17 protein-coding genes are annotated in these 26,830 nt (G+C 64.1%); 8 read left to right on the top strand and 9 right to left on the bottom strand.

Annotation, left to right across the window (positions count from 1 at the left end; all coding sequences use genetic code 11):
* Positions 1 to 47 precede the first annotated feature (47 nt).
* Positions 48 to 2,432, bottom strand: a complete 2,385-nt coding sequence (locus tag Q5H92_RS01295) for a T9SS type A sorting domain-containing protein (protein WP_305009669.1) — start codon at positions 2,430 to 2,432, stop codon at positions 48 to 50.
* Positions 2,433 to 2,818: 386 nt separating this feature from the next.
* Here Q5H92_RS01295 and Q5H92_RS01290 point away from each other — a divergent pair, with 386 nt between their 5' ends.
* From Q5H92_RS01290 to Q5H92_RS01275, 4 genes are all read left to right on the top strand, one after another.
* Positions 2,819 to 3,694: a murein L,D-transpeptidase catalytic domain family protein gene (locus Q5H92_RS01290; protein WP_305009668.1), complete on the top strand. Its 876-nt coding sequence runs from the start codon at positions 2,819 to 2,821 to the stop codon at positions 3,692 to 3,694.
* 197 nt (positions 3,695 to 3,891) lie between these two features.
* On the top strand, positions 3,892 to 4,701 hold the full coding sequence (locus Q5H92_RS01285; protein WP_305009667.1) for a murein L,D-transpeptidase catalytic domain family protein: 810 nt from the start codon (positions 3,892 to 3,894) through the stop codon (positions 4,699 to 4,701).
* Between the two features lie 78 nt (positions 4,702 to 4,779).
* Positions 4,780 to 6,654, top strand: a complete 1,875-nt coding sequence (locus tag Q5H92_RS01280) for a hypothetical protein (protein ID WP_305009666.1) — start codon at positions 4,780 to 4,782, stop codon at positions 6,652 to 6,654.
* 177 nt (positions 6,655 to 6,831) lie between these two features.
* Positions 6,832 to 8,232: an MFS transporter gene (locus Q5H92_RS01275; protein WP_305009665.1), complete on the top strand. Its 1,401-nt coding sequence runs from the start codon at positions 6,832 to 6,834 to the stop codon at positions 8,230 to 8,232.
* Between the two features lie 79 nt (positions 8,233 to 8,311).
* Here the strand turns inward: Q5H92_RS01275 and Q5H92_RS01270 are convergent, their stop codons facing one another.
* From Q5H92_RS01270 to Q5H92_RS01255, 4 genes are all read right to left on the bottom strand, one after another.
* Positions 8,312 to 9,376, bottom strand: coding sequence for an Ldh family oxidoreductase (locus Q5H92_RS01270; RefSeq protein ID WP_305009664.1), 1,065 nt, complete (start codon positions 9,374 to 9,376; stop codon positions 8,312 to 8,314).
* Positions 9,377 to 9,539: 163 nt separating this feature from the next.
* Positions 9,540 to 10,505, bottom strand: a complete 966-nt coding sequence (locus tag Q5H92_RS01265) for a transglutaminase family protein (RefSeq protein ID WP_305009663.1) — start codon at positions 10,503 to 10,505, stop codon at positions 9,540 to 9,542.
* Positions 10,506 to 10,637: 132 nt separating this feature from the next.
* Positions 10,638 to 11,573, bottom strand: coding sequence for an alpha-E domain-containing protein (locus Q5H92_RS01260; protein WP_305009662.1), 936 nt, complete (start codon positions 11,571 to 11,573; stop codon positions 10,638 to 10,640).
* Positions 11,574 to 11,873: 300 nt separating this feature from the next.
* Positions 11,874 to 13,331 carry a circularly permuted type 2 ATP-grasp protein gene (locus Q5H92_RS01255; RefSeq protein WP_305009661.1) on the bottom strand — a complete coding sequence of 486 codons (1,458 nt, stop codon included), beginning with the start codon at positions 13,329 to 13,331 and terminating at the stop codon, positions 11,874 to 11,876.
* Between the two features lie 193 nt (positions 13,332 to 13,524).
* On the opposite strand from Q5H92_RS01255, the gene Q5H92_RS01250 reads away from it, so the two are divergent.
* Complete coding sequence (locus Q5H92_RS01250; protein WP_305009660.1) at positions 13,525 to 14,619, top strand: zinc-binding metallopeptidase family protein; 1,095 nt, start codon at positions 13,525 to 13,527, stop codon at positions 14,617 to 14,619.
* Here the strand turns inward: Q5H92_RS01250 and Q5H92_RS01245 are convergent.
* Positions 14,616 to 15,374, bottom strand: a complete 759-nt coding sequence (locus Q5H92_RS01245) for a LytR/AlgR family response regulator transcription factor (RefSeq protein ID WP_305009659.1) — start codon at positions 15,372 to 15,374, stop codon at positions 14,616 to 14,618. The two genes, Q5H92_RS01250 and Q5H92_RS01245, sit on opposite strands and share 4 nt — an antisense overlap.
* Positions 15,375 to 15,564: 190 nt before the next feature.
* Positions 15,565 to 17,526: a sensor histidine kinase gene (locus Q5H92_RS01240; RefSeq protein ID WP_305009658.1), complete on the bottom strand. Its 1,962-nt coding sequence runs from the start codon at positions 17,524 to 17,526 to the stop codon at positions 15,565 to 15,567.
* 312 nt (positions 17,527 to 17,838) lie between these two features.
* On the opposite strand from Q5H92_RS01240, the gene Q5H92_RS01235 reads away from it, so the two are divergent.
* On the top strand, positions 17,839 to 22,080 hold the full coding sequence (locus Q5H92_RS01235) for a beta strand repeat-containing protein (protein WP_305009657.1): 4,242 nt from the start codon (positions 17,839 to 17,841) through the stop codon (positions 22,078 to 22,080).
* A gap of 182 nt (positions 22,081 to 22,262) precedes the next feature.
* On the opposite strand, the gene Q5H92_RS01230 is transcribed toward Q5H92_RS01235, so the two are convergent.
* Complete coding sequence (locus Q5H92_RS01230) at positions 22,263 to 23,216, bottom strand: Ppx/GppA phosphatase family protein (protein WP_305009656.1); 954 nt, start codon at positions 23,214 to 23,216, stop codon at positions 22,263 to 22,265.
* A 100-nt stretch (positions 23,217 to 23,316) separates the two neighbouring features.
* Positions 23,317 to 24,201, bottom strand: a complete 885-nt coding sequence (locus Q5H92_RS01225; protein WP_305009655.1) for a class I SAM-dependent methyltransferase — start codon at positions 24,199 to 24,201, stop codon at positions 23,317 to 23,319.
* Positions 24,202 to 24,356: 155 nt separating this feature from the next.
* On the opposite strand from Q5H92_RS01225, the gene Q5H92_RS01220 reads away from it, so the two are divergent.
* Entirely contained in the window at positions 24,357 to 24,845 is a 489-nt protein-coding gene (locus Q5H92_RS01220; protein ID WP_305009654.1) for a DinB family protein, read from the top strand.
* A gap of 124 nt (positions 24,846 to 24,969) precedes the next feature.
* Positions 24,970 to 26,808 carry a peptidoglycan D,D-transpeptidase FtsI family protein gene (locus Q5H92_RS01215; RefSeq protein WP_305009653.1) on the top strand — a complete coding sequence of 613 codons (1,839 nt, stop codon included), beginning with the start codon at positions 24,970 to 24,972 and terminating at the stop codon, positions 26,806 to 26,808.
* Positions 26,809 to 26,830 lie beyond the last annotated feature (22 nt).

Genomic DNA, 26,830 nt, shown 5'->3' with positions numbered 1-26,830 from the left:
AGACGGGCCTTTCAAATTAAGAGCTATAACGAAGTCAATACCCTTCTTTACTGCACTGCCACCTTCTGGCTCACATGGAACTCCGGCACGCTCAACTGGTAAATCCCCGTCGGTAGCGCCTTTTTCACGCCCAGCCGCAGCTCGTTGGTGCCGTTGTAGAGGCGCACAGTTTCCTGGTGCACCAGGCGGCCCATCAGGTCGTGCAGCTGCAGGGTGGCGGTCTGCTCGCGGTTGGCCGAAATCACCACGTCGATGCGGTCGGCGGCGGTGGGGTTGGGGTACACCATAATTTCGGCGGTGGCCGACTCGGCCTTGGTGGCCAGTACGTTGGCCTCGCGGCGGCCGGTCATGGCGCCGGTCACCACGGTGGGGGCGGTGTAAGTCACTTTCACAAAGGCGCCCTGGGCGGGGTTGGCGGTGCTGGCGTTTTTGGCCTTGAGGGTGTACCAGCCTTCGGCGGTGGGCGTGTAGGTGCCCGTGAGGGTGCCGGTGCCGGTCTGGCTGCTCACCACCGTGCCGGCGCTGTTGAGCACGGCTACTGTTAGGCTGCGGGTAGCGTCGGTGGGGTAGAGGTTGTAGGTAATGCTCTTGTTGGCCGCGCCGTAGATGCGGCCGGCCGTGCGGTAGGCCGTGGAGCTGGCGGGTAGGGCGCCGCCCTGCATCAGGCTGCGGCTGTCGGCGTCGCCGAGGTCGTTGGCCAGCTCCCATTCCTGGGTGGTGGCGCGGCCGGTTTTGGTGTAGTTGGTGGTGGCGTTCACGGGCGCCCACACCGAGTAGCCGCGCCGGCCACCGGCGGCCGTGCCGTTGCAGGGCGGCGTGTTGATGGCCACGGTTTGCGAGCCGCTCACCGTCACGGTGGCCGTGCCGTTGGCGCCGGAATAGTCCTTGAGCACGGTGCCGGGGGCGAAATCGCAGCTTACCGTGCTGTTTTGCCAAGTACTGAAATTGTCGTTGATGCCGATGATGGCCTTCGTGCTACGCTCAATCACCAGGTGGTCGGCGGCCTGCCAGCGCACCTTGTAGGCGCCGTCCTTGAAGCGCAAGTTCTGGTGGCACCAAATCAGGTTTTCCAGGTCGCCACGCACGGGCAGGTCGGTGGTGCTTTTGGGGCTGTGCGAGTAGCGCTTGCCGGTGCTGCCCAGGTTGAACAGGTCCTCGAAGAAAATCTGGGGCGAGCCGTCCACCGCCAAAGCCGCCGCGTAGGTGGCCGACAGGCGCGGGTCGAACGGGTCGATGTGCGGGGCCAGCTCCGAGCCGGTGTTCCAGCCGGTGTAGTTGCCGTTGGCATCGGTCTGGGGCCGGAAGGTGTCGTGGTTGTTCACGAAGGGCACCGTGCGGTGCACGTAGGTGCCGTTGGTGAGTACCACGCGGGTGCCCTGCTGGTAGCTGGGCAAGGTGCCGATATCGAAGTTGCCGCCGCCGCTCACGATGCTGTAGAGGCCGTTGCGCAAGGAGAAATCGAAGGTGCCGGCGCGGCTCTGCACGTTGCTCACCCAGCCGTCCATCTGGCTGCTGGAGCCCACCCATTCGCCCACGGCAAACATGGTGGCGCCGCCGTTAGCCCAGCCCGCGTTGCTTTGCAGGTTATAGAGGAAGTCCTCGCACGCGAAGTCCGGGAAGTGCTTCACCGCATCGAGCCGCACGCCATCGAACCCGACCTGCTTCTTGTACCAAATCAGCCATTCGCGCTGCTTGTTGCGCATGTAGTCGGCACTCTGGGCGGGGTTGAAGGTGGCGTTGGAGCTTTGGCCGTACGAGCCGTTGTAGTAGCTCACGTCGGGGCCGAAATACACCGCGTTCCAGTCGCCGCTGGTGGAGTTGTTGCCGGGGTTGGGGTTGAAGTTTTGCCAGTTTTTCGAGAATCGGCCGCTCCGGGCCAGGTAGTTGGCCGCCGTTTCATCAGTAGCCGACGAGTTGTAGCTCACGTAACGGAAGTTCTTGTACTTGCTGGTCGCATTGTCCTCCCAGGCATTGGGGTCCTGCCCGCCCTGTCCGCTGGCCGAGCCCGCGCCGTCGTTGTGGTTCAGCACAATGTCCTGCACCACGTCGATGCCGTTGGCGTGCAGAATGGCCACGCCGCGCAGCAGCTCGTCCTTGTTGCCCACGCGGGTGTTCAGGAAGCCTTTCTGGTACTTGTCGCCCAGGTCGTAGTTGTCGAAAGGCGAGTAGCCGTTGCCCTGGTTGGGGCCTTTCACGTTCGGCGGCATCCATACGGCGTCGATGCCCATGGCTTTCAGGCGGGGGGCCAGGTCAGCAATGTAGTTGGCCCAGCCGTTGGGATAGTTCGAGTTCCAGTAGTCCCACCAGAAGCCTTGCAGCACCACCTGTTGGGCCTTGGCGGTATGGTTGCCGGCGCCCAGCAGCGCCATAGCCAGCGCCAGCGTAAGCCGGAATCGTTTGCGGAACGGAAAATGAGGAGAAAAGTGCATCATGCGTGGGAATTTGGGGGTTGTGGAAAAGAGTGAAGGATGGCAGGAGCGTCAAGTTCATCCAGGCCGTGAACGCACTACTGCCGATTTGGTAGCTGCCAAGGTAGGCGGGTTTTCGTCAGCCTTGAAAGGAAGCCAAAATCTTGTACGTGGCTGTGGTTGAACTTTTTAAATAATAATTATTGCGATGTGCAAACGAATGCACAAAGGCATGTGCATTCGTTTGCGCAATTGACACTGTTCACCCGTTTTAGTGAAAAAATCGATGAGCCTGTGATTCAGTCGGAACGGCCGGCATCCACCACTCCATTCACTTGCTTTTCCGCCCCAGCAATTGGAGGACAGCCGCCAGCGGCCGTAACTTTCGGGCTATGGTGGGGCCAACTGAAATGAACAGAAACCGGGCAAAAGGATTGGGCTCGCGAAGCCTCAGCAGTCTGGCTGCCGCCACGCTGCTGCTGGCCGGCTGCCAGTTGCGCGCCGATGAGCTGCGGAGCACGGCCGCGCCGCGCCTGCCGGCCACCGCAGTTGCAGCCGCGGCTACTGATACTGCTGCCCCCCGCCGCCCTACGGCCCCGGTACCCGATTCGCTGCGCCTCACGGCCGTGGCCGCCACGCCCGGCGTGCCCGATACCCTGCGCCAGGCCATTCGGCAACTGCACGCGGCCCTTGGCCCGGCTGCCGCTGAGCTGCGCCCCGAGGTGCTGGAGCAGGCCTGTGTGGGCTACCTCACGCTGCACCCCACCGGCCGCATCGAGCGGGCCGGCCTGCTGGCCGTGGCCGACATGGACCTGCCCAACACCACCGAACGCCTCTGGGTCATTGATTTGAAGGCGGCCAAAGTGCTGCACCGCAGCTACGTGGCCCATGGCGAAGGCTCGGGCCATCTGCGCGCCCGCCGCTTTTCCAACGAGGAAAAGTCGGCCTGTACTTCACTGGGCTTCTACCGCACGGCCGGCACCTACGACGGCATCCATGGCTACTCGCGCCGCATCGAGGGACTGGATAAAGGCCAGAACGGCAATGCGTTCGACCGCTACGTGGTGCTGCACGCGGCCGATTATGCCAGCCCCAAGTATATTGAAAAGTACGGCCACCTGGGCTACAGCCGCGGCTGTCCGGCCCTGCCGCCCGAGCAGTTCAAAGACATCATCGCCACCATGCGGGTGGGCAGCATGATGCTGCTCAGCGGCCCCGGCATCAAGTCGCGCTGGCTGGATGGGCCGGCGGCCGGGCGGCGCTTCGTGCAGCGCGGCTGGCGGTAGGGCAGGGGCCCAAGAATAGCGGATTGGAATTATTTGGTGAGCGGAAACGTTTAGACCTCGCCCATCAGGGCGCCGCACACGTATAAGTCTCTAAACCAGTTGAAGCTTATTTCAAGGGCCGAAACAGCGGTTTATCCACCAGCAATTCTTTCACTATCATGCACCAGACCAGCATAGTTCAGCGGAAACGGAAATCCTTGCGTCGTCAGCGCCTGGCCCGTCGGGTGTTGCCTTTCTTGGCCTCGTTGTTTCTGGCCACGCCGATGGCTGGCCCGGTAACCAAGTCGATGGCTGGCAACTCGCGCAGCGAGATGCAGAACATCAAGCTTGCTTTCTCGCCCCAGGCGCAGTTCGACCAGACCCTGCGCGCCACCTACACCGCCCTCGGGGCGGAGCAGGAAGGCCTGCGCTTCGAAACCTTCGCCAAGGCCATGACCGGCTACCTCAACCTGCGCCAGGCCGGCAAGCTGGCTGAGGATAAGCAGACCCTGACGGTGGTTGACTTCGACCTGCCCAGCACCGAAAAGCGCCTGTGGGTACTTGATTTAGCCAAAAACGAAATCCTGTTCCATACCCTCGTAGCCCACGGCCACAACTCTGGTGAGAACGAAGCCACCAACTTCTCCAACACCGACCAGAGCAACATGAGCAGCCTAGGCTTCTATGCCACGGGCAGCGAGTATGAGGGCAAGCACGGCCACTCCCTGCGCCTGCAAGGGCTGGATGAAGGCTTCAACACTAACGCCGCCGCTCGCTCGGTAGTAATGCACGGCGCCGACTACGTGAGCGAAGACTTCATCAAGCAGAACGGCCGCCTGGGCCGCAGCCTCGGCTGCCCGGCCCTGCCCATGGACCAGTACGCGCAGATTATTGATGCTGTGAACGGCGGCACCTGCTTGTTCCTGAATAAGTCGGACGCTGGGTATTCTTCGCAGTACCTGAACCAGGACGTGGCCATTGCCGCATTGGTGCCTTCTGCAATGGCGTCGGCTACGCATACTTCGTAGAATTTCAAGGAATTAGTATAATTTGCACGGCGCGGCCGGGCTGCTCAATAATGGGCAGGCCGGCCGCGTTGTTGCATCATGACACACCGCTACTTCCGTTTCCTTCCGGGCCTGCTCATCCTGCAATTGGCGGCTTGCTCAACCGACCAGCCGTCTGAGCGCAGCGCTGCTCGCCACCAGTCGACGCCCAAGCCAGCAGTTACGGCTGCTGATGCGGTGGCCGCTACGTCAGCCTCCGCAGGCACTGGGGCGGTGCCCGGCCCGGCGGCGGCGCCCGCCGCTGAAATGCCGGTTGCTGTGGGGCGGCAAATGGTCGGCCCGCCCGCCTCTCCGTCCAGGAAGACCCCGCGCCCGCTGGCTTATCATTCGGCAAAACTGCCCAAGGCACGGCCCACAACCTTTGCCAATGCCGTTGTCGACACGGCCGCTGATGAGTTGGAAGGCATTGATGCGCTTGGGCTGCCAGCGCCCTCTTTGCCCGATGGCCTGAACAGTTTTCTGCTTTCCGGCCTGCCGCCTGTGCAGGAATTCACCGTGCGGCCGGGCCGCGATACACTTTTGATAGGCCGACAGGGCACCCAGCTGCACGTGCCGGCCGATGCCTGGGACGTGCCGGCTTTAAGTGGGCCGGTTCGGGTGCAGCTGCGGGAGTTTTATTCGATTGCCGACATGGTGCTGGCCGGGCTGGGCACTACCGCCAACCGGGACTTGCTCGAAACTGGGGGCATGTTGCATGTGGCGGCCACCAGCGAAACAGGAAAGCCGGTGGCGTTGCGCCAGGGGCAGCGGCTGGGGCTGCGGATGCCCACGCCGGCAATCAAGCCCGATATGCGCTTGTTTCGGGGCGAAACGGTGGGGCGCCGCTCGCCCAATTGGGTGCTCGACTCGCTGGCCCACGATGCCACGGCGGCCAGCAGCCGACACGCTTCGGCCACTAGAAGGCGCCGGCGGGAGAAATACGACCGCAGCCGCCGCATACCCAAAGACCAATGGCCGGTATATTCCCTGGGTAGCAAGCGCCTGAATCGCGCCATTCTGGAGGGCACGCGCTATCAAACCAGCACCGTGGCCCGGCTGCGCCGCGGACGTGCCCAATCCGACGAGGAACGCGCGGCCGTGAAAAGCTACAACCGCAAGGCCCGGAGCAGTGGCGCCGGCAAGCTCCGGCGGTACGCCGCCGTGGAGTTTGTGGTGGATACCACCGGCCGGGTGCTGAGCCCCAAAGTGCGACCCGGCTGCGACGCCGACCTGGCCGCCCCGGTGCTGGCGGTAGTTGCCAAACTGCAAGCCTGGAAGCCCGCCCGCTACGCGCAGTGGGAGCCCGGTAAAAACGGCCGGGGCGGTCAGCTGCGCTGGAAGCTGAAGCCCGCCATGGGGCTGGTGGAAGTAGGTATCACGCCGGCCGGCACCATTCTGGTGAGCCCGACCTGGGACGCCAATGCTACAATGGGCCTGCTAATGACCCAGCAGGCGGCCCGGCAGAGAGCTATTTACCTGGCCAAGGTAGAAGCCCAGGTGGCCCGGCGCGACAGTATTCTGCGCAGCGGCGGGCAGCTCTCGGCGACCGACCTGGCTGGGCCCACGGCCGAGAGCCTGTTTTATGAATTTGGCAGCGCTGGGCTGGGCTGGGTCAACTGCGACCGGTTTGTTGAGTCGCGCCAGCCGTTGGTGCGGTTTGCCGTGAAAGCGCCGGTGCGGAATGCCCAGGTGATGCTGGTGTTTCGGGAGATGCGCTGCATGGTGGCTGGTGCCGCCGGGCCCGGTGCCGCCAGTATCTTGTTTGACAAGCTGCCCAGTGGGGCCAATGTCACCATTGTCGCCATCCGCTGGGAGGAGGGGAAAGCGCTGCTGGCCACGCTGCCCACCACCGTATCGGCCCGCCCTTACGTAGCGGCGCTCGATTATCGGCCCGTTACGATGGTGGAGCTGCAACAGGCACTGGCGCGCCTCTAATCGGGCTAGGACGCCGGAGCGTAAGCTGTGAGATTAAGATTTTGACATTGGGCTAACCCTGGCCTGAAGAGGAGAGTATTAAGCCCGCAACCTCGACACTGCGGGTCAGCCAGGCGGTAGGGTAAGCAGCAAAATTCCTTACCCCTTACTCCTGGCCCGGTGGGGCCAACGCATCTCATGGCTCATTCTGCCTCCGTGGCCGGCAAGCGGCGCAGCATCCGCGCGTTGGCGCCGCTGAATCTGTTTCTAGCCGACGTGCGCGACGGCGTGGGGCCGTACCTGGCCATTTACCTGCTTTCGGTGCGGCACTGGCAGCCGGGCAGCATCGGGCTGGCCATGGCGCTGCCCGGGCTGGTGGCGGTGCTGCTTCAGACGCCCGCCGGCTCATTGGTCGACACCTCCACACACAAGCGGCGGCTGCTGGTGCTGGCCTCGGTGGTGGTGGCGGTGAGCTGCGTGGCGGCCGTCACGTTCGTGTCGCCGCCCGTCATTTATGCCACCCAGATGCTGACCGGGGCAGCCACCACCATTTATGCGCCGGTGGTGGCGGCCATCACGCTGGGGCTGGTGGGGCACCGCCGCTTCGCCCAGCAAACCGGCCGCAACGAGGCCTGGAACCACGGCGGCAACGTGCTGGCGGCCGTACTGGCCGGCCTCATCGGCTACTACTGGCGCTACGAGGGCATCTTCTACCTCGTGGCCGTGATGTGCGCCTTGGGCTGCTGGTCGGCCCTGCGCATCAACCCCGAGGACATTGATAACGACCTTGCCCGCGGCCAAGGCGCCGACAATCCGAAAACGGACGAAATCGAAACCGCGAAGGATGGGCCTGCCGCCAAAGACGCAGCAGCCCCGAAAGAAGCTGTTGCAGCTACAGATGCTTCTGTCGCCGAAAATTCGTCCAGTTCTAAGCCGGTAGAAAATGAAAAGGCCGGCGAAAAGGACGGTGGTCAAACCGCCGGCTTCCGGCAAGTGCTGGCCGACCCGCGCATTTTGCGCTTCGCCATTGCGGTGGTCCTGTTTCACTTTGCCAACGCGGCCATGCTGCCGCTGGTGGGCCAGAAGCTGGCCCTGAGCAACCAGAAAGCTTCGGCACTATTTATGTCGGCCTGCATCATCGTGGCGCAGCTGGTAATGATTCCGGTGGCCGCCTGGGTGAGCCGGCGCGCGCCCGATGCGGGCCGCAAGCCGGTATTTCTGCTGGCATTTGCGGTGCTGCCGGTGCGCGGCGTGCTCTACACGCTCAGCAGCAACGCCTATTTCCTGGTGGGCGTGCAAGTTCTCGACGGGCTGGCGGGCGGCATCTTCGGCGTCATCAGCGTGATTATGATAGCCGACCTCACGCGGGGCACCGGGCGTTTCAATTTCGTGCAGGGCGCCATTGCCACGGCGCTGGGCATTGGTGCTTCGCTGAGCACGGTGGGGGCGGGGTATCTGGTGCAGCACTTCGGCTACCGGGTGGGCTTCCTAGCCTTGGCGGCTGTGGCGGCGGTGGCGCTGGCGTTTTTCTGGTTTTTTGTAGAAGAATCGAACCCGGCAAAAAACGAAGCAATAAAAGGCGAATTACAGGCGGTGTAGGGGAGGGGCTGGCCCCCGCCCGTCTTTGAACGAAATCGGTGAGTAGGGCACGCCCGGCGAGCGGGGGAAGGCCCCGCCCCTATAGCTTCACGCCAAACTTGGCGCCCACGCCTTCCAAATCCTTCACCACGGCATCGAGCAGCGGAATGCCTTCCAGCAGCCGGTGCGCGGCCATCTCCCGCTCCGGGTCGCCGGGAATGAGGACCTTTTTGCCTTCCACCGCCTGGGCGCTGCGGAAGGTCGAAATCCAGTTGTCCATGTGCGCTTTGAACTCGTCGGCTGGCCGAAACGCATCGACGCGCATGGCCCCGAAGAAGTGGCCGAGGCCCTGTCCCACGGGGTTGGCCGAGGGCTGGAGAAACGCTACGAAAGGCGGCACCCACGGCCCGTAGTTGGCACCGGACAGAACGGCCGAGAAAATATCGACCACTGCGCCCAGGCCGTAGCCTTTGTGCGAACCGGTGGCCCCGCCGAGGGGCAGCAGCGCGCCACCGTTCTTCACGGCGTTGGCATCGGTGCTGGACTGGCCGTCGGCGGTTTGGGCCCAGCCTTCGGGTAGGGGGAGGCCTTTGCGTTGGGCGATTTCGAGTTTGCCGTTAGCGGCAGTGGTGGTGGCCATGTCGAGCACGAAATCGGGCTGCTCGCCGGCGGGTACGGCCACGGCAATGGGGTTGGTACCGAGCAATCTATCCAGCGAATACGTGGGCGCTACCAGCGGCGAGGCGTTGGTCATGGCAATGCCCATCATGTCGTGCGCCAGGGGTAGCATGGCGTGGTAGCCGGCAATGCCGAAATGGTTGGAGTTCTTCACCGAAACCCAGCCGGTGCCCACCTGTCGGGCCTTCTCCATGGCCACGCGCATGGCCTTGGGGCCTACCACGAGGCCGAGGCCGCCGTCACCGTCCACTACGGCAGTGCTGGGGGTTTCATACGTCACGCCCACGCGGGGCGTCGCGTTGATACGGCCGGCTTCCCACAGCCGCACGTAGCCCACGAGGCGGGCCACCCCGTGCGAGTCCACGCCGCGCAGGTCGGCCGAAAGCAGGGTTTCGGTGGCGAGGGTGGCGTCTTCGTCGGAGCAGCCGATGTTGCGGAAAACGGCTTCGGTGAAGGTGAAAAGTTGGCTATAGGAGAACGTGGGCATGGGGCGAAATTACGCTCTACCCGTCAACCTCATCCCCTGACCCCCTCTCCTGCGGAGAGGGGGTCAGGGGATGCTCCTGATTATTTTAATTGATTCGTCTTCACGAGCAGGTGTCCCCTCTCCGCAGGAGAGGGGGCAGGGGGTGAGGTTGACGCCAGGGTCGTTACTGCTGCTGCTGCGCCCAGGTTACGTACTTCCGGTAGGAGTTCACCGGCGCCACTGGCTCCTGCGCCTCGCGCACGTACACGGGCTCATCTTCGGAGGCTTGGCCGGCTTTGCGGGGCGTACCGTTTTCGATGTGAACAGATACCGTGAGCGTATGCGCGCCCGTACCCTTATAAGTGCCTTTGATGGGCGTGCAATCAGCAAAATTGCGGCCGATGGCCATGCGCACGTGGCCGTCGTTCACGATGGTGTTGTTGGTGGGGTCAAGGCCGAGCCAGCCGTAAAAGGGAATGTAGGCTTCCACCCAGGCGTGGGTGGCGCCGGCCCCGCGCACGCCCTCTTCCTTGGGGCACACGTAGCCGCTCACGTAGCGCGCCGGAATGCCGATGAGGCGCAGCATGAACAACAGCAAATGCGCGAAGTCCTGGCACACGCCGGCTTTCAGGCGCCAGATTTCCTCGGTGGGCGTTTCCACGCTGGTCACGCCCTGCTCGTAGGCCAGGGTGGCATTCACGTATTCGGAGAGCACGAGGGCGTTTTTCAGCGGCTTGTCGTCGCCGCTGATGATGCCGGCCAGCACGGCCCGGATTTCCTCGTGCAGCGCGGAGGTGTGCGGGTCCAGAAAATCCATGAAAGCCACGTCGTGCCGGATGCTGGTCAGGTGCTGCCACTGCTGCTCGGCCGTTTCCTCGTCCATCGGAAACTGAATAGGCGTGGTCACCACGTCCACATTCGACTCAATCACCAGCTCCGTGTGCGGCTTGATGAGGGTGAACACGCCCACCTGATTGCCGAAATAATCGGTGAAAAACGCGGTTTCAGGGTTGAGGGAGATGGTGACGGTTTGGTTCTTTACTTCCAGCCGGTCGTCTTCCAGTGGGTAAATCATCAGCTGGTTGGCGCAGTCGATGACCGGGGCGGCGTAGGCGTAGCGCGTGAGGTGCTTGATTTTATAGGAAGGCATGGGGCGGGGTAGGCGAATAATAAAATTGGGCGTCATGCAGAGCGTAGCGAAGCATCTTTACCGCGCAACGCGATTCAATTATCATGATTAGTGGTGGCAGTAAAGATGCTTCGCTGCGCTCTGCATGACGGTCTAGCTATTACCGAAATAATGCGTGTTCAGCGCCGTAGTCACGTCCAGCAGTTCGTTGCGGGTCTGGCGGAGGAAGTTGGCGAGGGCGGGCGCATCATCGGCGGGGAGGGTGCTGTAGGCCACACTGTTGCGCGCCTTGCCGATGAGGAAGTGCAGGTGGTCATAGCTCTCGGGCAGGCTGTCGTCGCGCAGACGCTCGCAATAGTGTTGCAGCTGGCTGAGGCTGTAGGCCAGCGAGTGCGGGAAATTCTCGGCGTAGATAAACAGCTCCAGCACGTTTTCGGGCGCGATGACGCCCTTGTAAGTTTTGGTGTAGAGCTCGAAGCCGAACGATGAGTACAGCAGGTAGCGCAGGGCCGACGTGGCCGCGTGTGGCTCCGTGGCCGAGGAAAACGCCTCTTGCTTGAGGCGCAGGATGTCGATGGTTTGCAGGGCGCGCTCCATGAATTTGCCCAGCTTGAGGAAGACGTAGCCTTCATCGCGCGGCATGGTTTGCTGCACCGTGCCGCCGAACAGCAGGCCCTGCCGCAGCAGCAGGTCGATGCCCGAAACGGGGTCTTCGTGCTGCACCTGGCGCGCCAGTTCTTCTTGCCGGATGACGTGGTAGTAGTCGTTCAAACACAGCCACACTTCCTTGGTGATGTGGTCCTGTACGGCGCGGGCGTTTTCGCGGCCCTGAACGATGTTGGTGTAGGCCGAAACGCCGTTTTCCCGGTCGAAAATGAGGTGGCCGAGCACCTGCGCTGTATCGGCGGCCGTGGCTGTTATTTCGGCCTCTGTCAGGTCACCGTAGGTGTGGAGCAGGGGCGTCCAGCCGCCGAACGACTGCTCATCCTGCGAGGCGATGTAATTGATACGCAGCACTTGCAGCATGGCCTGGGTGCGTTCGAGGTAGCGGGCCAGCCAATAAATAGTATCTGCGACGCGGCTTAGCATGAGGTGGGGTGAGAGGGGGAAGGGGAATAGGAGGGGAGATGGGTAGGAGAGGGAAAAGAACGTCATGCTGAGCGCAGCCGAAGCATCTCTACTGCGCAACTAATCCAAGCCGTTACAACGAAGCGGTAGAGATGCTTCGGCTGCGCTCAGCATGACGGCCCAATAGCATCGCGCTTGCACCGTAACCAAAAGAACCCATCCGAATCGAGCCTGTCGAAGCATTCCGAAGCGAAACCACTTCTATTCTAACCGAAGCCCGGAAATGCTTCGACAAGCTCAGAATAACGGATGGAAACAAGGTCATTGAAACTCCGGCCCCAGCACCCAGGTGTCTTTGCTGCCGCCGCCCTGCGAGGAATTCACCACCAGCGAGCCCTCGCGCAGAGCCACCCGCGTGAGGCCGCCCGGCACAATGTCAATCCCCGACGGCCCGTAGAGCGCAAACGGCCGCAAATCGACCCGGCGCGGCTGCAATACGCCATCAATATAGCAGGGTGTCGACGAGAGGCTGATGATGGGCTGGGCAATGAAGCTGCGCGGGTCCTGCGTGATGGCGGTGCGGAATTCGGCCATCTGCTCCTCCGTGGCAGCGCTGCCGATGAGCATGCCGTAACCGCCCGATTCGTTGGTTTTCTTGATGACCATCTTCGCCATGTTGTCGAACACGTGCTGGCGCTGGTCGGCATCGTCGAGGCGCAGGGTGGGCACGTTTTTCAGGATGGGCTCCTCGTTGAGGTAGTAGCGAATCATGTCGGGCACGTAGCAATACACGGCCTTGTCGTCGGCCACGCCGTTGCCCATGGCGTTCACGATGGCCACGTTGCCCTTGCGGTAGGCCCAGTACAGGCCCGACACGCCCAACGCGCTATCGGGCCGGAACACCAGCGGGTCGATGTACTCGTCATCGACGCGGCGATAAATCACGTCCACGCGCTGCAGGCCCTTGGTGGTTTTCATGTACACGAAGTGGTTGTGCACGATGAGGTCGCGGCTTTCGACCAGCCGGATGCCCATGAGGCGGGCTAGGGCGCTGTGCTCGAAATAGGCCGAGTTGTAGATGCCCGGCGAGAGCAGCACCACGGTGGCCTCGCTGGCCTGCCGGCTGCCCAGCGCCAGCAGGTTGCGAAACAGCAAATCGGGGTAGTCCTTCACCGGTTGCACGTGGCTTTTGGGCAGCACGTCGGGGAAAATGCGGTAGGTAATGCTGCGGTTTTCGAGCATGTACGACACGCCGGAGGGCGTGCGCAGGTTGTCTTCGAGCACGTACAGCTCGCCGTCGTTGTCGCGGATAAGGTCGACGCCCGCGATATGCGTGTAGATGTCGTGCGGCACGTCCACGTTCACCATCTCGCGCAGAAACTGCGGGCACGAGTACACCAGCGCCGCCGGCACGATGCCGTCTTTGATGATGAACTGCTGGTGGTAAATGTCCTTCAGGAAGATGTTGAGCGCCTTGAGCCGTTGCTTGATGCCAGCCTCGATGCGGACCCACTCGCGGTGGGTGATGATGCGCGGGATGATGTCAAACGGGAAGATTTTCTCGATGCCCTCGCCGCTGTTGTACACCGTGAAGGTGACGCCCTGGCTCAGAAACAGCTTTTTGGCCAGCTCGGCCTTGCGCGTCATTTCGGGACCGGCCAGCTTTTCAATGGCCGCCACGAAGTGCCGGTACTCGGGCCGCACGTCCTGCGAATGGAACATTTCGTCCCACACATCGGCCTGGCCCGGGTAAGAGTTGAGTAGCGGATTTTCAGGCATAGCCTTTCTATAAAAGGTCGAAATCAGGAATATTGATGTAATAAACGACAGAGTGCCTTAAAATCAGCAGGCCTTTACTAATAAAATAATTAGTTGGAATGAAAGTAGGGGTAAATATTTCAAGCCGGAGAAACAGTTCTCATCTATGGTGAGGATATCGCCGTACTACCAGACCTCTCCGCCCGTCCGAACGATGAAGCTTTTCACCTGCACGCACTGTGGCCAAGTGCTCTACTTCGAAAACAACCGCTGCGAAAAGTGCGGCTACTCTTTGGGATTCGAAACCCGGCAACTTGAGTTGCTGCCGCTGCTGGCCCAGGCCGACGACACGTTCTGTCTATTCGGTGCTGGGCCCGCTTCAGCTACTTACCGCTACTGCCAGAACCACGCCGACGCTAATTGCAACTGGCTGGTGCCCACTGGCAGCCCCACGCCGTTCTGCACCGCCTGCGCTCTCAACCGCACCATCCCCGACCTCGGCAACACCGCTTACCGGCTGCGCTGGCAAGCCCTCGAAGCCGCCAAGCGCCGGCTGGTGTACACGCTACTGCGCATGGGCCTGCCCGTGGTGAGTAAGGTAACTGATTCCGAAAACGGCCTGGCCTTCGACTTCAAAGCCGATACCGGCCCCAACGAAACCGACAAGGTGCTGACCGGCCACGCCAACGGCCTCATCACCATCAACATTGCCGAAGCCGACGACATCGAGCGCGAACAGGCCCGCCGCGCCATGGCCGAAACCTACCGCACGCTGCTGGGCCACTTCCGCCACGAAGTGGGCCACTACTACTGGAACCTTCTGATTGACAACACCCCGAATTTGGCCGAATACCGCCAGATTTTCGGCGATGAGCGGCAGGACTACGCCGCGGCCCTGCAACAGCACTACGCCGACGGCCCGCGCCCCGACTGGCCACAGCACTACATCAGCGCCTACGCCAGCAGCCATCCTTGGGAAGACTGGGCCGAAACCTGGGCCCACTACCTGCACATCCTCGACACGCTGCAAACCGCCCACGCCTTCGGCCTCGCCGTGAACCCCGAGGGAGCCGGTGACGCGCAGCTCCTGCGCGCCACCATCAGCGAAGAGCCCTACGAGCAAGCCGATTTCAACCGGCTCATGGAACAGTGGCTGCCGCTCACCTTCGCCATGAACAGCCTGAACCGCAGCATGGGCCAGCCCGATTCCTACCCCTTCATCATCCGGCCCGAAGTGGTGCGGAAAATGGCATTTATCCACCAGGTATGCCGAAACGCCGCCGCCTGGCGGCTGTCAAATCCAGGCTAATCCAGCTTATGCAACCGGCGTAGCAGCTCGTGGTGGTAGGTTTCGCCCACCGGCAGCAGCTGTTCGCCCACTTGCACCAGGTTGCGCGTTGGGTCGAAGCGTTCGAGGTAGTCGAGGTTGATGTGGTAGCTGCGCTGAATCTGCACGAACCGGTCGGGGGGCAGGTGGCGCATCACGTCGCGCAGGGGCATTCGCACCGTCACCACCCGCCCGGCCAGCACCAAGCGGCATACCTTGTTGTCGGCCTCCACGCTTTGAATCTCGCTCACGCGGATTTTCTCCAGCAGGCCATTTTCCTTGATAAACAGCGAATCCGGGGTCTTTGCCGACGCTTGAGAAGCTGGGGTGGCCGGGGCGCTAGCCACCGGCGCCGCGCCCGAGAAGCTGTCGATGGCCAGCGCCATAGCCCGTTGCAAGGCCCCAAACGCCACGGGTTTAATGAGGTAGGCCGCCGGGCCCAGCGGCCGGGCGCGGGCAAACGCCTCGTCGTCGGCCCGGGAGGTCAGGAAAATCAGCGAGACGGGGCGCAACTCGCGCAGCTGGGCGGCCAGCTCGATACCATCCACCGCGCCGCGCAGGTGCACATCGAGCAGCACTAGGTCAACGGCCTCGGTGCGAAACAGCGAGAGAGCCGTGCGCGCGTCCGTGGCCGGGCCGATGAACTCGCAGCCCAGGTCTTGCAGGTAAAGCTCCAGCTGGTCGGCGTAAATCGGCTCGTCTTCCACCACCAGCACGCGAATAGCTAAATCGGCCATAGGTTTTTCAGGTTTCTGCCGAAAAGTACGCAGCCCGAACGAGTAGGGGCGGGGCCTGCCCCCACCCGCCGGGCGCGCCGCCTCACCGGTTTTGTTCAATGCCGGGCGCGCCGCCTCACCGATTTTGTTCAAAGCCAAGCGCGCCGCCTCAATGATTTCGTTCAACGCCGGGCGGAGGCAGGCCCCGCCCCTACACCGCCTCTCCCGCCAGGTGAGGCACCTTCATACCCACCGCCACGCTCCCCGCCGCCGGCAGCTTCAACATTACCGTAGTGCCCCGCCCCGGCGCGCTCTCCAAACCCAGCTGCCCGCCCTGGGCGCGGGCAAACGACTGACTCAGGCGCCAGCCCAGGCCGGTGGGACTGCGCCGACCGGCCGGCAGGGCCAGGGGCGCCTCGGCCAGCAGGCGCTGCACCTGCCCGGCGTCCATGCCCGTGCCGGTATCGCGCACGCTCAGCACTAGCTGGCCGGGCTGGCTGGCGCGGGCGTCGAGGGTAATGGTGCCGCCCGGCGGCGTAGCGCGCAGGGCGTTACTGATGAGGTTGCGCAGGATGGTATGCGTCATGTTGCGGTCGGCGAGGAGGTGGCCGGCGGCTTCGGGTGCCACGAGGAGCTGCACGCCGCCGGCTTCGGCACCGGGCTGGTAGAGCTCGGCAGCTTCGGCCAGCAGGGCGGCGGCGGCCAGTGGCTCGGGCTGGGGCGTGAGTTCGCCGCGCTGGGTGAGGGCCCAGCTCAGCAGGTTGTCGAGGAGGCCGCGCAGGCCCTCGGCGGCCTGGCGCATGCGCTCACCCAGGCCCAGCAGGCGGACGGTGTCGTGGCGCTCCACGTAGCGCTTCAGCAGGTCGGCCAGGGCGGTGAAGGCGACGACGGGGCTGCGCAAATCGTGGGCAATGAGGGCGTATAGGCGGTCCTGCTCGGTGCGGGTGGCCTGCAGCTCGGCGTTCTGATTGGCCAGCAGCGCCCGGCTCAGGCGCAGGCGCCAGGCCAGCAGGCCGGCCACGCCCAAGCCGCCGGCCACGGCTAGCAACAAGCCCCCCAGCAGCCACAGGTACTGTCGCTGCCGGGCGGCCTGCTGCTGCTGGTGCCGGGTGCGCTGGGTGAGCTCGCGCACGCGGCTTTGCTGCCGCTCGGTGTCGAACTGTACGCGCAGGCGGGCCAGGGTTTCGCGCCGTTCGGCCGACTGCAGGCTGTCGAGCAAAGCCTGACCAGTGTGGGCCAGCCGATAGGCGGCCAGGCCCTGCCCGGTTTCGGCCAGGGCGGCGGCCAGCAGCTGGTCGCCCTGGGCTTCGAGGCCGGTGGCTTTGAGCTGGCGGGCCCAGGCCACGGCGGGGCGGAGCAGGGCTTCGGCCTCGGCGGGGCGGTGGCGGGCCAGCAGCACTTCGGCCAGGCCAAGGCGGGTTTCGGTCTGGCCGAATCGGTCGCCGAAGCGCTGGTAGAGCCGCAGCGACTCGTGAAAGCAATATTCGGCCGAATCATATTGCCGGTGCAGGGCGTGCACCTTGCCCATGTCGGCGAAGCAGGAAGCCAGGTTGGTATCGGGCGGCAGGCGGCGGAAGGTGGCCAGGGTCCGGCGGGTGTAGGTGGTGCAGAGGCGGTCGATGGAGTCGGGAGCGGGCTGGCCGGAGCGCAGCCAGCCGTAGTAGAGCGAGGCCAGGCTGTACTGGCTCAGACCCTGGTCGGTGAGCGAGACCGGGCGGTGGCGCTGCAGGTGGGCCAGGGCCAGGCGGCCGTACTTCTCGCCTTCGGCAAAATCCTGTTGCTGAATGGCCACCCGGCTCAGGCCCAGCAGGGCCAGCATGAGTTGGCGGTCGGCCCGGGGCGTGGCTTCGGCGCGGCGCACGGCCTGCTGGTAGTAGCGGATGGCGGCCAGCTCATCGTGCTGCAGGAAGGCGGCCCGGGCCAGGGCGTTGAGCAGGTACACTTCGCCCAGGCCGAAGCGCAGCTGCCGGGCCAGCGTCAGGCCCTGCTGCCCGTAGGCGAGGGCCTGGGCCACGTTATGAGTGCTGGTTTGCCAGCACAAGTGATTGAGCAGCAGCACGCGGTTGGTGTCGGGCGGCGTGGTGGCCAAACGCTGCTGCAGGCTGTCGATGGACGCCTGGGCCCCGGCTCCGAAGGGCAGCAACAGCAGAAACAAGAGGCGAAAGAAGCGCACAGACAAAGCGAAACAGACAGGATTACCCAAGATACGGTGGCGGGGCCGAAAACCCTGAATTGGGGCGCCTGCCCGGCTTGGTAGCAGCCGGTTGCGCCGGATTGGGCTTTAAAGCGAACTCGCACTCCAAAAATCCGGACTCGCACCCGAAACCGCCGGACTCGCGCCGGGGCGGTTTTAGCGGTATTGGGGCAAGGCTACCTTGTGCGGCAAGAGCGCCCGTCGCAACCGCTCCTGCGGGTGTTTGCACGCAGGGCACAGCGGTTGCTGGTCAGCGTTTTATTCGCTTCAAAATCCTTCATTCTTTTTCCTATGTCTGAAACAACTACGATGATGCCCCGCCCGGCCCGCTGGTACCGCCTGGGCGGCGCGCTGCTGGCGTTGCTGCTGAGCGGCCCGGCGGCCCTGGCCCAACTCAGCGGCGCCTACACCATCAACAGCGCCCTGCCTACGGGCGGCACCAACTACGCCAGCTTCGGGGCGGCGGCTACGGCCCTGACCACCAGCGGCGTGAGCGGCCCCGTGACCTTTGCGGTGAGCGGCGGGCCCTACACCGAGCAGCTGAAGCTGCCGGCCATCACGGGCAGCAGCGCCACCAACCGGGTGACGTTCAACGGCAATGGCCGCACCCTGCAGTTTACGCCCACCGTGGCGGCCGAGCCGGCCGTGGTGATACTAAACGGAGCCGACTTCATCACCCTGAACAACCTGAACGTGACGGCCCTTACCGGCACCACGGCCAGCTGGGGCGTGCAGCTGGTGAACAACGCCGACAATAACGTGGTGAGCAACTGCACCGTGACTGCCGGCATAGCCTTCAACTGCGCCGGCATCGTGTCGGGGGCTTCCACCACCAGCATCACCGGGGCCGGCGCCACGGCCAACCAGAACGTGACCATCAGCGGCAATACGGTGCAGGGCGGCTACTACGGCATTGTGGCCATGGGCAACACGGCCGCTGCGCCCACGCCGGGCGTGGTCATCAGCAACAACACGGTGCGCGACTTTTACCAGTACGGCCTGTACGCGGGCTACCTCGACGCGCCGCAGCTGACCGGCAACGAGGCCACGCGGCCTACGGCCACGTCGGTGACGACTTACTACGGCATCTACCTCACCACCGGCGTGAGCGGCGCAGCCGTGGAGCGCAACCGCCTGCACGGCGCCTACGCGGCGGGCACCGGCGGCACGTCGTACGGCATCTACGTGGGCACGGGCACGGCGGCCACGGCCACCAGCCCCAACTACATCATCAACAATCTGGTGTACGACATTTCCAGCTCGGGCGCGGTGTACGGGATTCAAAACAACAGCTCGGCCTACACGCGCTACTACCACAACACCATCGACATCAACGACCCCAGCAGCACGTCCATCAACAGCTCGTATGGCTTCTACCAGCTGCTGGGCCCGAACGTGGAATTCCTGAACAACATCGTGCGGGTGAACCGGGGCGGGGGCATGCCGCAGTACGCCGTGTTCCTGTCCACGGGCACCACGGGCTCGACCGTGTGCAACTACAACGACTTGAGCGGGCAGGGCGCCAACTTCATCACGGGTTCTTATGTGCTGACCAACTACATCAGCTTCGCCGCTTGGCGCACCGCCAACAACGCCGCCTTCGACCAGAACAGCACCAATGCCGAACCCGGCTTCGAGAATGTGACCGCCGGCAACCTGCGCCCCACCGCCAGCCCCCTCGATGGCAAGGCCACCCCGCTCACCCGCGTGCCGCAGGATTTCACGGGCACTGCCCGCGCCGCCGCGCCCGACCTGGGCGCCTACGAGTTTACGCCGCCGGCTTTTGATGTGGCTGTGCTGAGCATTGATGCGCCCACCTCGCCAGTGGTAGCGGGTGCGCGGCCGGTGGTGGCCACCGTGCTCAACAACGGCAGCACCACGCTGACGTCGGTGCGCCTTCAGTACGTGCTGAACGGCGGCCCGCCCGTGGCCCAGACCTTCACCCTAAGCGGCCTGGGCCCTGCTGCCACCCAAAGCCTCACCTTCACCACGCCGGCCACGCTGCTGGCCGGCTCCGATACCCTGACCGTGACGTCCAGCCTGCCCAACGGCCAGCCCGACGCCAACGCTACCAACAACGCCCGCACCACGGTGCTCTACACCGCCCTGCGCGGCACTTACACCATCAACCAGCAGCAGCCTGCCAGCGCCACCAACTTCGCCAGCTTCGGGGCGGCGGCGGCGGCCCTGAACGGCGGCGGCGTGGCCGGCCCCGTGCGCCTGAACGTGCTCAACGGTCCCTACACCGGCCCGTTTATTCTGGGTGTGATACCCGGCGTGAGCGCCACCGACACCGTGGTGGTGGATGGCGGCGCTAATAAGCAGACCCTGACCTACAACGGCACGGTGGTGCAGTCGGCGGCCATTTCGCTGCTCGACACCGACTACGTAACGCTGCAGAACCTCACCATCGACGCCACGGGTGGAGTTGCCCCGGGCGTGAGCTACGGTACGGGCGTGCAGCTGCAGGGAGCGGCCGAAAACAACCGCATTGCGTCCTGCGTGATACTGACCTCCTTGTCCACCACCTCGGGCGGCTGCGTGGGCATTCTGACAGCAGCGGGCAATTCCAGCACGTTGGTGCCGCCCGGCAACGCCAACAACCTGCGGGTGGAGCGCAACCTCATCAGCGGCGGCTACAACGGTGTAGTGCTGGTGGGCTACACCAGCGGCAGCCGGGCCACCGGCCAGCGCGTGACCAACAACGAGGTGCGCGACTTTTACATGCGCGGTATTGACGTGGAAACCTGCACCGGCGCGCGGGTGACGGGCAACAACGTGCACCGCCTGAACCGCTCGGTGACCACCACCTTCTACGGCATTTACGCCTACAACAACCTGTCGTCGGTTGTCGAAAGCAACCGCATCCACGACTCCTTCACGGGGGCACCCACGGGCGGTGCGGGCGCCAGCGCCTACGGCATTTACTACACTTCGAACAGCGGCACGCTGGGGACGGAAAACGAGGTGGTGAACAACGTGATGTACAACTTCACCGGCACGGGCGTCGACTACGGCATTTACAATTCGAGCACCGGCTACACGCGCTACTACCACAACACCGTGTCGCTCGACAACGCGGCCTATACCGGCACGTCGGCTTGCTACGCCTTTTATCAGACGGGCGTGGCCAATTTTATTGACTTCCGCAATAACCTGCTGAGCGTGACCCGCGGCGGTACCGGCAACAAGTACGCGCTGTACTTCGGGGCCCCTACTTCTGCCATCACCTCCGACTACAACAACCTATACGTGACCGGCACCAACGGCTACACGGGCTACTACAACAGCAACCAGGTGACCCTAGTCAACTGGCGCGCCGTGAACAGCGCCGCCTACGACCAAAACAGCGTGGCCCTGGCCCCGCAGTTTGCCAGTGTGGCCACCGGCGACCTGCGGCCCCTGAACGCGGCCCTCGACGGCACCGGCACCGGCGCACTGCTGGCCCGCGTGCCGCGCGACATCGTGGGCACGCTGCGGCCGGCCTTGCCCGACCCGGGCGCCTACGAGTTGACCGTAGTGCCCAACGACGTGGCCGTGCTGAGCATCAACGCGCCCGCCACGCCGGCCGTGCTCGGCACCAACCCCGTCACGGTGACTATTCGCAACGACGGCACGGCCCCGCTCACGTCCGTCACGCTGAGCTACGCGGTGAACAACGGTGCCACGCCCGCCACCAACTCGCAAACCTTCACGGGCCTGAACCTGGCCTACCGCGCCACCCAGCAGCTGACGTTCACCACGCCCATCGCCCTCACGCAGGCCGGCACCTACACCCTCAGCGTGACCGGCAGCCTGCCCAACGGCCAGCCCGACGGCAACGCCGCCAACAACACCCAGACCATCACCTTCGACCAGCTCACCCCGGCCTACGACGAGCCCTGCGGCGCCATCGCCCTCACCGGCCAAATCACCGCTTCCAACGTGAACTGCACCACCAGCACCATCGGCGGCATCGTGAACACGCTGCCCACCTGCTCGAATGCGCAGCTGCCCAAGGACGCCTGGTTTACCTGGACGCCCGCCGTGAGCAACCCCACGCTCTACTTCAGCGGCAACGCGGCCGGGCTGGTGCGCGTGTTCACGGCCACCACGTGCTCCACCGGTTTCGTGCAGGTGGCCTGCCGCGCCAGCGCGGGCGCCAACACCAGCCTGGGCAACGTGGCCCTGACGGGCCTCACCGCCGGCCAGCGCTACTACCTGGCCGTGAGCGGCTACGCCAGCAACGACCCCACCGGCTCCTTCACCGTTGGCCTCGTGCCGCTCGGCACCCGCCCGCAAACCAACGCCGCCGCCCTCACGGTATTCCCCAACCCCACGGCCACCGGCGCCTTCACCCTGCGCCTGTCGGGCCTCGACGCCCGCGCCGGCCGCCTGCAGCTGCTCAACGCCCTGGGCCAGGTGGTGCGCGCCCAGGCGCTGACCACCGCGACGGAGCAGCAGGTGAGCACCCGCGACTTAGCCCCGGGCCTCTACACCCTGCTGGTGCAGGCCGGCGCCGAAACGCTGACCCGCAAAGTGGTGGTGGAATAAAAAAACGACGTAGGGGCGGGGCTTGCCCCCGCCCGACCGTTGAACGATTCTGTTGGAACGGCGCGAATAGCCGGGCGGGGGCAAGCCCCCCTTACGTCGTTCAGGCGTACACCGATTTTAAGCAAACAGGAGGCATTTCCCACTGGGAAATGCCTCCTGTCCTAATTATGGAGTGACCAGCCTTACAGCCCCAGCATTTCCGCCAGTACGCCTTCCTTCAGGGCATAAGCCGAGGTGCGAATGCGCGTGATTTCCGTGATGCCCAGCACGTAATCAACGAGCACGGCGGCCACCACCAGCATGTCGGCCCGCATGGGCAGAATGCCCGGAATGGCCACGCGCTGCTCGTGGTTGCCGCTCAGCAGGTGGCGGTAGCTTTCCTGAAAGCTGCTTAGGGCCAGTTCGGTGCTGGGCGACAGGTTGGCTTCGGTGCGCAATTCGCCCAGCTGCATGTCGGCCAGGCTGTCGAAACTGCCGGAGGCGCCCACCAAGCTCACCGGCTGGTAGCGCCGCACGGCTTCGAGGAGCGGTTCCAGCACGGTGCCGAAGTACTGCTGCTCGGCCTCGACGGCGGCGGCCGGAAACACGCCGCTGGGGTCGGGGAAGAACTTATCCAGCAAACGCTGGGCGCCGATTTCAAAGCTTTGCTTCCAGAAAATGGTGGCCTGGTTGGCAATGATGAACTCCACGGAGCCGCCGCCGATGTCCATTATCAGGTGGTGCTCCTGGCCCAAATCCACGGCCTGGCGCACGCCCTCGCAGATGAGCTCAGCCTCCCGCTCGCCGGGAATGACGTTGACCTGAATGCCGGTTTGCTCAAAAATGTCGCGCACCAAATCGGGGCCGTTTTTGGTCACGCGCATGGCGCTGGTGGCCGTAGCGCGTACTTCCTGGGCCTGGTGCAATTCTATTTCTTCCTTGAAGCCGGCCAACGTGTGCAGAGCCCGCGCATAAGCGTCGGGCGCGATGATGCCTTTGCTGATGCCACCTTCGCCGAGGCGCACGCCCACTTTGGTGCGCAGCAGCACCAGCGGCTTGTTGCCGGGCGTGGTGGCCATCTCCACAATGAGCAGGTGAAACGTGTTGGTGCCCATGTCGATGAGGGCGACGCGGCGATGGGCGTGCGGTTTGTGCATGAAGTAGCGCGGACTTTTAGTCCGCGAGTTTAGCGAAGCAGTGGTGCAATACGGCTGATAGTGTGACGCGGACTAAAAGTCCCCGCCGGGTACGACTGCGCTACGTGGCAAACCGGCAGAACGTGCCCAGCGGCAATTTCCGCTGCCCGGCATCGTGCAGGTAAATCTCGCCCAGCTCACGCACAACCTTCTCGCCGGGGAAAATGGCTGTCGTCAGGTTGTCGAGAATCAGGGCTGAGAAGCCCAGCGAATACAGATTGACCACGAAGAAATGGTCTTCCGGGTCGAGGAGCTGTTGGCTGAGTTTGAGCATCTCGTTGAGCTCGTCTTCGAGCTGCCATTTCTCGCCGTTGGGGCCGCGGCCGTAGGCGGGCGGGTCGAGGATGAGGCCCTGGTACTTGCTGCCGCGCTTCACTTCGCGCCGCACGTACTTCATGGCGTCTTCCACCAGCCAGCGCACGCCGTCGAGCTGGCTGGCTTCCATGTTGTCGCGGGCCCAGAAATTCACCTGCTTCACCGAATCGAGGTGGGTCACGTCGGCCCCGGCGGCGCGGGCGGCCAGCGTGGCGGCGCCGGTGTAGGCAAACAGGTTGAGCACGCGCGGCAATTTGGCGCGGCGCTTCCGGGTTTGGTTGTAGATGAACTGCCAGTTGGGGTCCTGCTCCGGAAACAGCCCGACGTGCTTGAACGACGACAGGCCCAGGCGGAATTTCAGCTTCAACCCGTCGGGCCGCTCGTAGGCGATGACCCACTGCTCGGGCATGCTGGGCTTGAGGCGCCACTGGCCTTTTTCAGTGGAGCCGGGGGCGCGGGCGAAGGCGGCATCGGCCTTTTCCCATTCTTTGAGCGGCAGGTGCGGGTCCCAGATGGCCTGCGGCTCGGGACGCGCCAGCACGTACTTGCCGAAGCGTTCGAGCTTCTGGAAATTGCCGGAATCAATCAGCTCGTAGTCGGGCCAGGGCGAGGTGGTGAGGAAGTCGTACATAAGCAGGCCGCAAAGGTAGGGGCGGGGCCCGGTAGGGCGAGGCGGCATGGCCGTCGCCGACAGGGCAGGACGCTTGGGCAATGGCGCTGGTCCGAAGCCTTTCACACAAGGCGGCCGTATGCTGATTACAGCGTGCCATTATTCGCTTTTCCATCATGCCCGAAATTCCTCGCCTGCTCGACCAGCTTCGCCGTGCTTTCGACGGTGAGCCGTGGTGTGGCCCGTCATTAATGACCAATCTGAAAGGTGTAACCGCTACTCAGGCGGCCCAATACCCCATCGAAAACGCCCACAGTATTTGGGAAATCGTGGTTCACGTCGCGGGTTGGTCGGAAGTAGTTCGGCGGCGCATTGCCGAGAACCAGCCGCTGCAAGCCGGCGACGCCGAGGACTGGCCGCCGCAGCCCGAGCAGCTCACCGAAGCCAACTGGCAGGCTGCCCGCGCCACCCTGCACACGGCCCACGAGCAGCTGCTGGCCTTCGTCGCAACCCTGCCCGAAGCGGAGCTGGACCGTACCATCGGCGCCACGTTCGAGCCGCCGCAGGGCGACAGCTACACCGCGTACCAGATGCTGCACGGCGTGGCCCAGCACTACCTCTACCATGCCGGGCAGGTTGTGTTGCTGCGCAAGCGGCTGCAATAGCCGGGCGGCATTTTAGGCAGTTGCGAATGCAGTGGTCCGGCCGGCTGGGCTGCTTGGAAAGGCAGGCAGCCCTGTTCATCGAACCACCGACGCCCACCGGCCAGCCGGATACTAGCTTTACCGGATGCAAACAGCTTTTCCCTGGAAACCCTTCATCCTGGCCTTCATGCTGCTGCTGAATGCCTGCTCCTCGCCGGGGCAGGAAGTGGGCGCGCCGCCGGCCGTGCAGGATTCTACCTTCGGGCCGCTCACGCCGCGCCGCGTTGTCTCAACCGAAGCGCTGCAGCGCGGCCGTGTGCTCGACCGCAACGACTCCGTGCTGGTGGCCACCCGCCCCGTCTACCTGCTGGCGCTGCCCACGCGCCCGCCCCTCGATTCCCTCAAGCTCAACCGCCTGCTGGGCTGGCGCGACAGTGCATTGTGGCGCCGCATCGAAGCCGCCCTGCCCTACGAAGGCGCCCGCCCTAAAGGCGGCGTGAAGCTGCTGCTGACCAACGCTGAGGCCAAAAAAATCCAGGATAACCAGGCCGACTGGCCCATGCTCAAGCTAGAGCAGCGCACCCTGCGCAGCTACACCACCAGCACCGGCGCGCCCATCCTCGGCTACGCCTATGCCAATGCCCAGGCGTTTCTGAATCTGGCGCAGCGCCAGCAGCGTGGTCGTTTTTACCGCCTGCGCAACGGCGGCATCGAGAGCTACTACAACGGCCTCCTCACCGGCCACCGAGGCTACGCACACCCGCTCTTAGATACGCTGGGCCAGCCCCATGGCTCCTGGGCTGCCGATACGGCCTTCCAGCAAGGCCAGGACCTGCACCTGAGCATCGACGCCAAGCTGCAGGCCTACGCCGAAAGCCTGCTGGCCGGCCGCAAAGGCTACCTCGTGGCCCTCGACCCGCGCACCGGCGAGGTGCTGGCGGCGGTGTCGGCGCCCACGTTCGCGCCCGGCGCCCTCACCGCGCCTGACCGCTCCGGTACGCGCCACAAGCTGCTTGAAAATGAGGACATGCCCCTGCTCAACCGCTCGGCCACGCTGGCCAACCCGCCCGGCTCGGTGTTCAAGCTCGTGAACGCGGCCGTGGCGTTGCAGCTCGGGGCCATCAAGCCCACCACCGGGTTTCGGTGCGACCAGTCGCTCATCAACTGTGTGCACCACCACCCGCAGGCCCGCAACCTCAGCATGGCCCTGCAATACAGCTGCAACCCCTATTTCTACCAAGCGATACGCAAGCTCATCGAGCACGTGCCCGACAGCCTCGTGGCCGACACAACCACCGCCCGCCACCGCAACCTCGCCGCCTGGCAGCACTATGCCAAATCCTTCGGCCTCGACACCTTGCTTGGTGTCGATTTGCCCCGCGAACAAGCCGGATTCCTGCCCACGCCCGCCTTCTACGACAAGGCCCGGCGCACCCGCTACTGGAAGTTTCGCTCCATCTATTCCCTCAGCGTCGGCCAGGGCGAAATCAACCTCACCGGCCTGCAAATGGCCAATATGATGGCCATCATCGCCAACCGGGGCTGGTACTACACCCCGCATTTCGTGCGTAGCATCGGCGAGAATGGCCCGCTGTCGCGCTTCACCGAAAAGCACCACACCCTCATCGACAGCGCCAACTTCGAGGCACTCATCCCCGGCATGATAGCCGTGATGCAGCGCGGCGGCACGGCCGCCACTTCCAATCTGGCCGACGTAGGCATCACCGTGGCTGGCAAAACCGGCACCGTGCAAAATGACGAGGGCGACGACCACGCCACCTTTGTCGGCTTCGCCCCCGCCGACAATCCCAAAATCGCCATCGCCGTCTACCTCGAAAACGCCGGTTTCGGAGCCACCGCCGCTGCCCCGGCCGCCGTGCTGGTCATCGAGAAATACCTGCGCGGCTACATCGCCCCGAAGCGTAAGAACTCGGAACGGCGCATGAAATACCGCGGGCTGGCGTATGAGCGGGAGCACCGGTAGAGGCAAGGTACAGCCGAAAAAA

Source organism: Hymenobacter mellowenesis (assembly GCF_030581005.1).
Taxonomy (GTDB): domain Bacteria; phylum Bacteroidota; class Bacteroidia; order Cytophagales; family Hymenobacteraceae; genus Hymenobacter; species Hymenobacter mellowenesis.
Note: the sequence above shows the minus strand (reverse complement) of the source record. Positions and strands in the feature narration are given on the sequence as shown.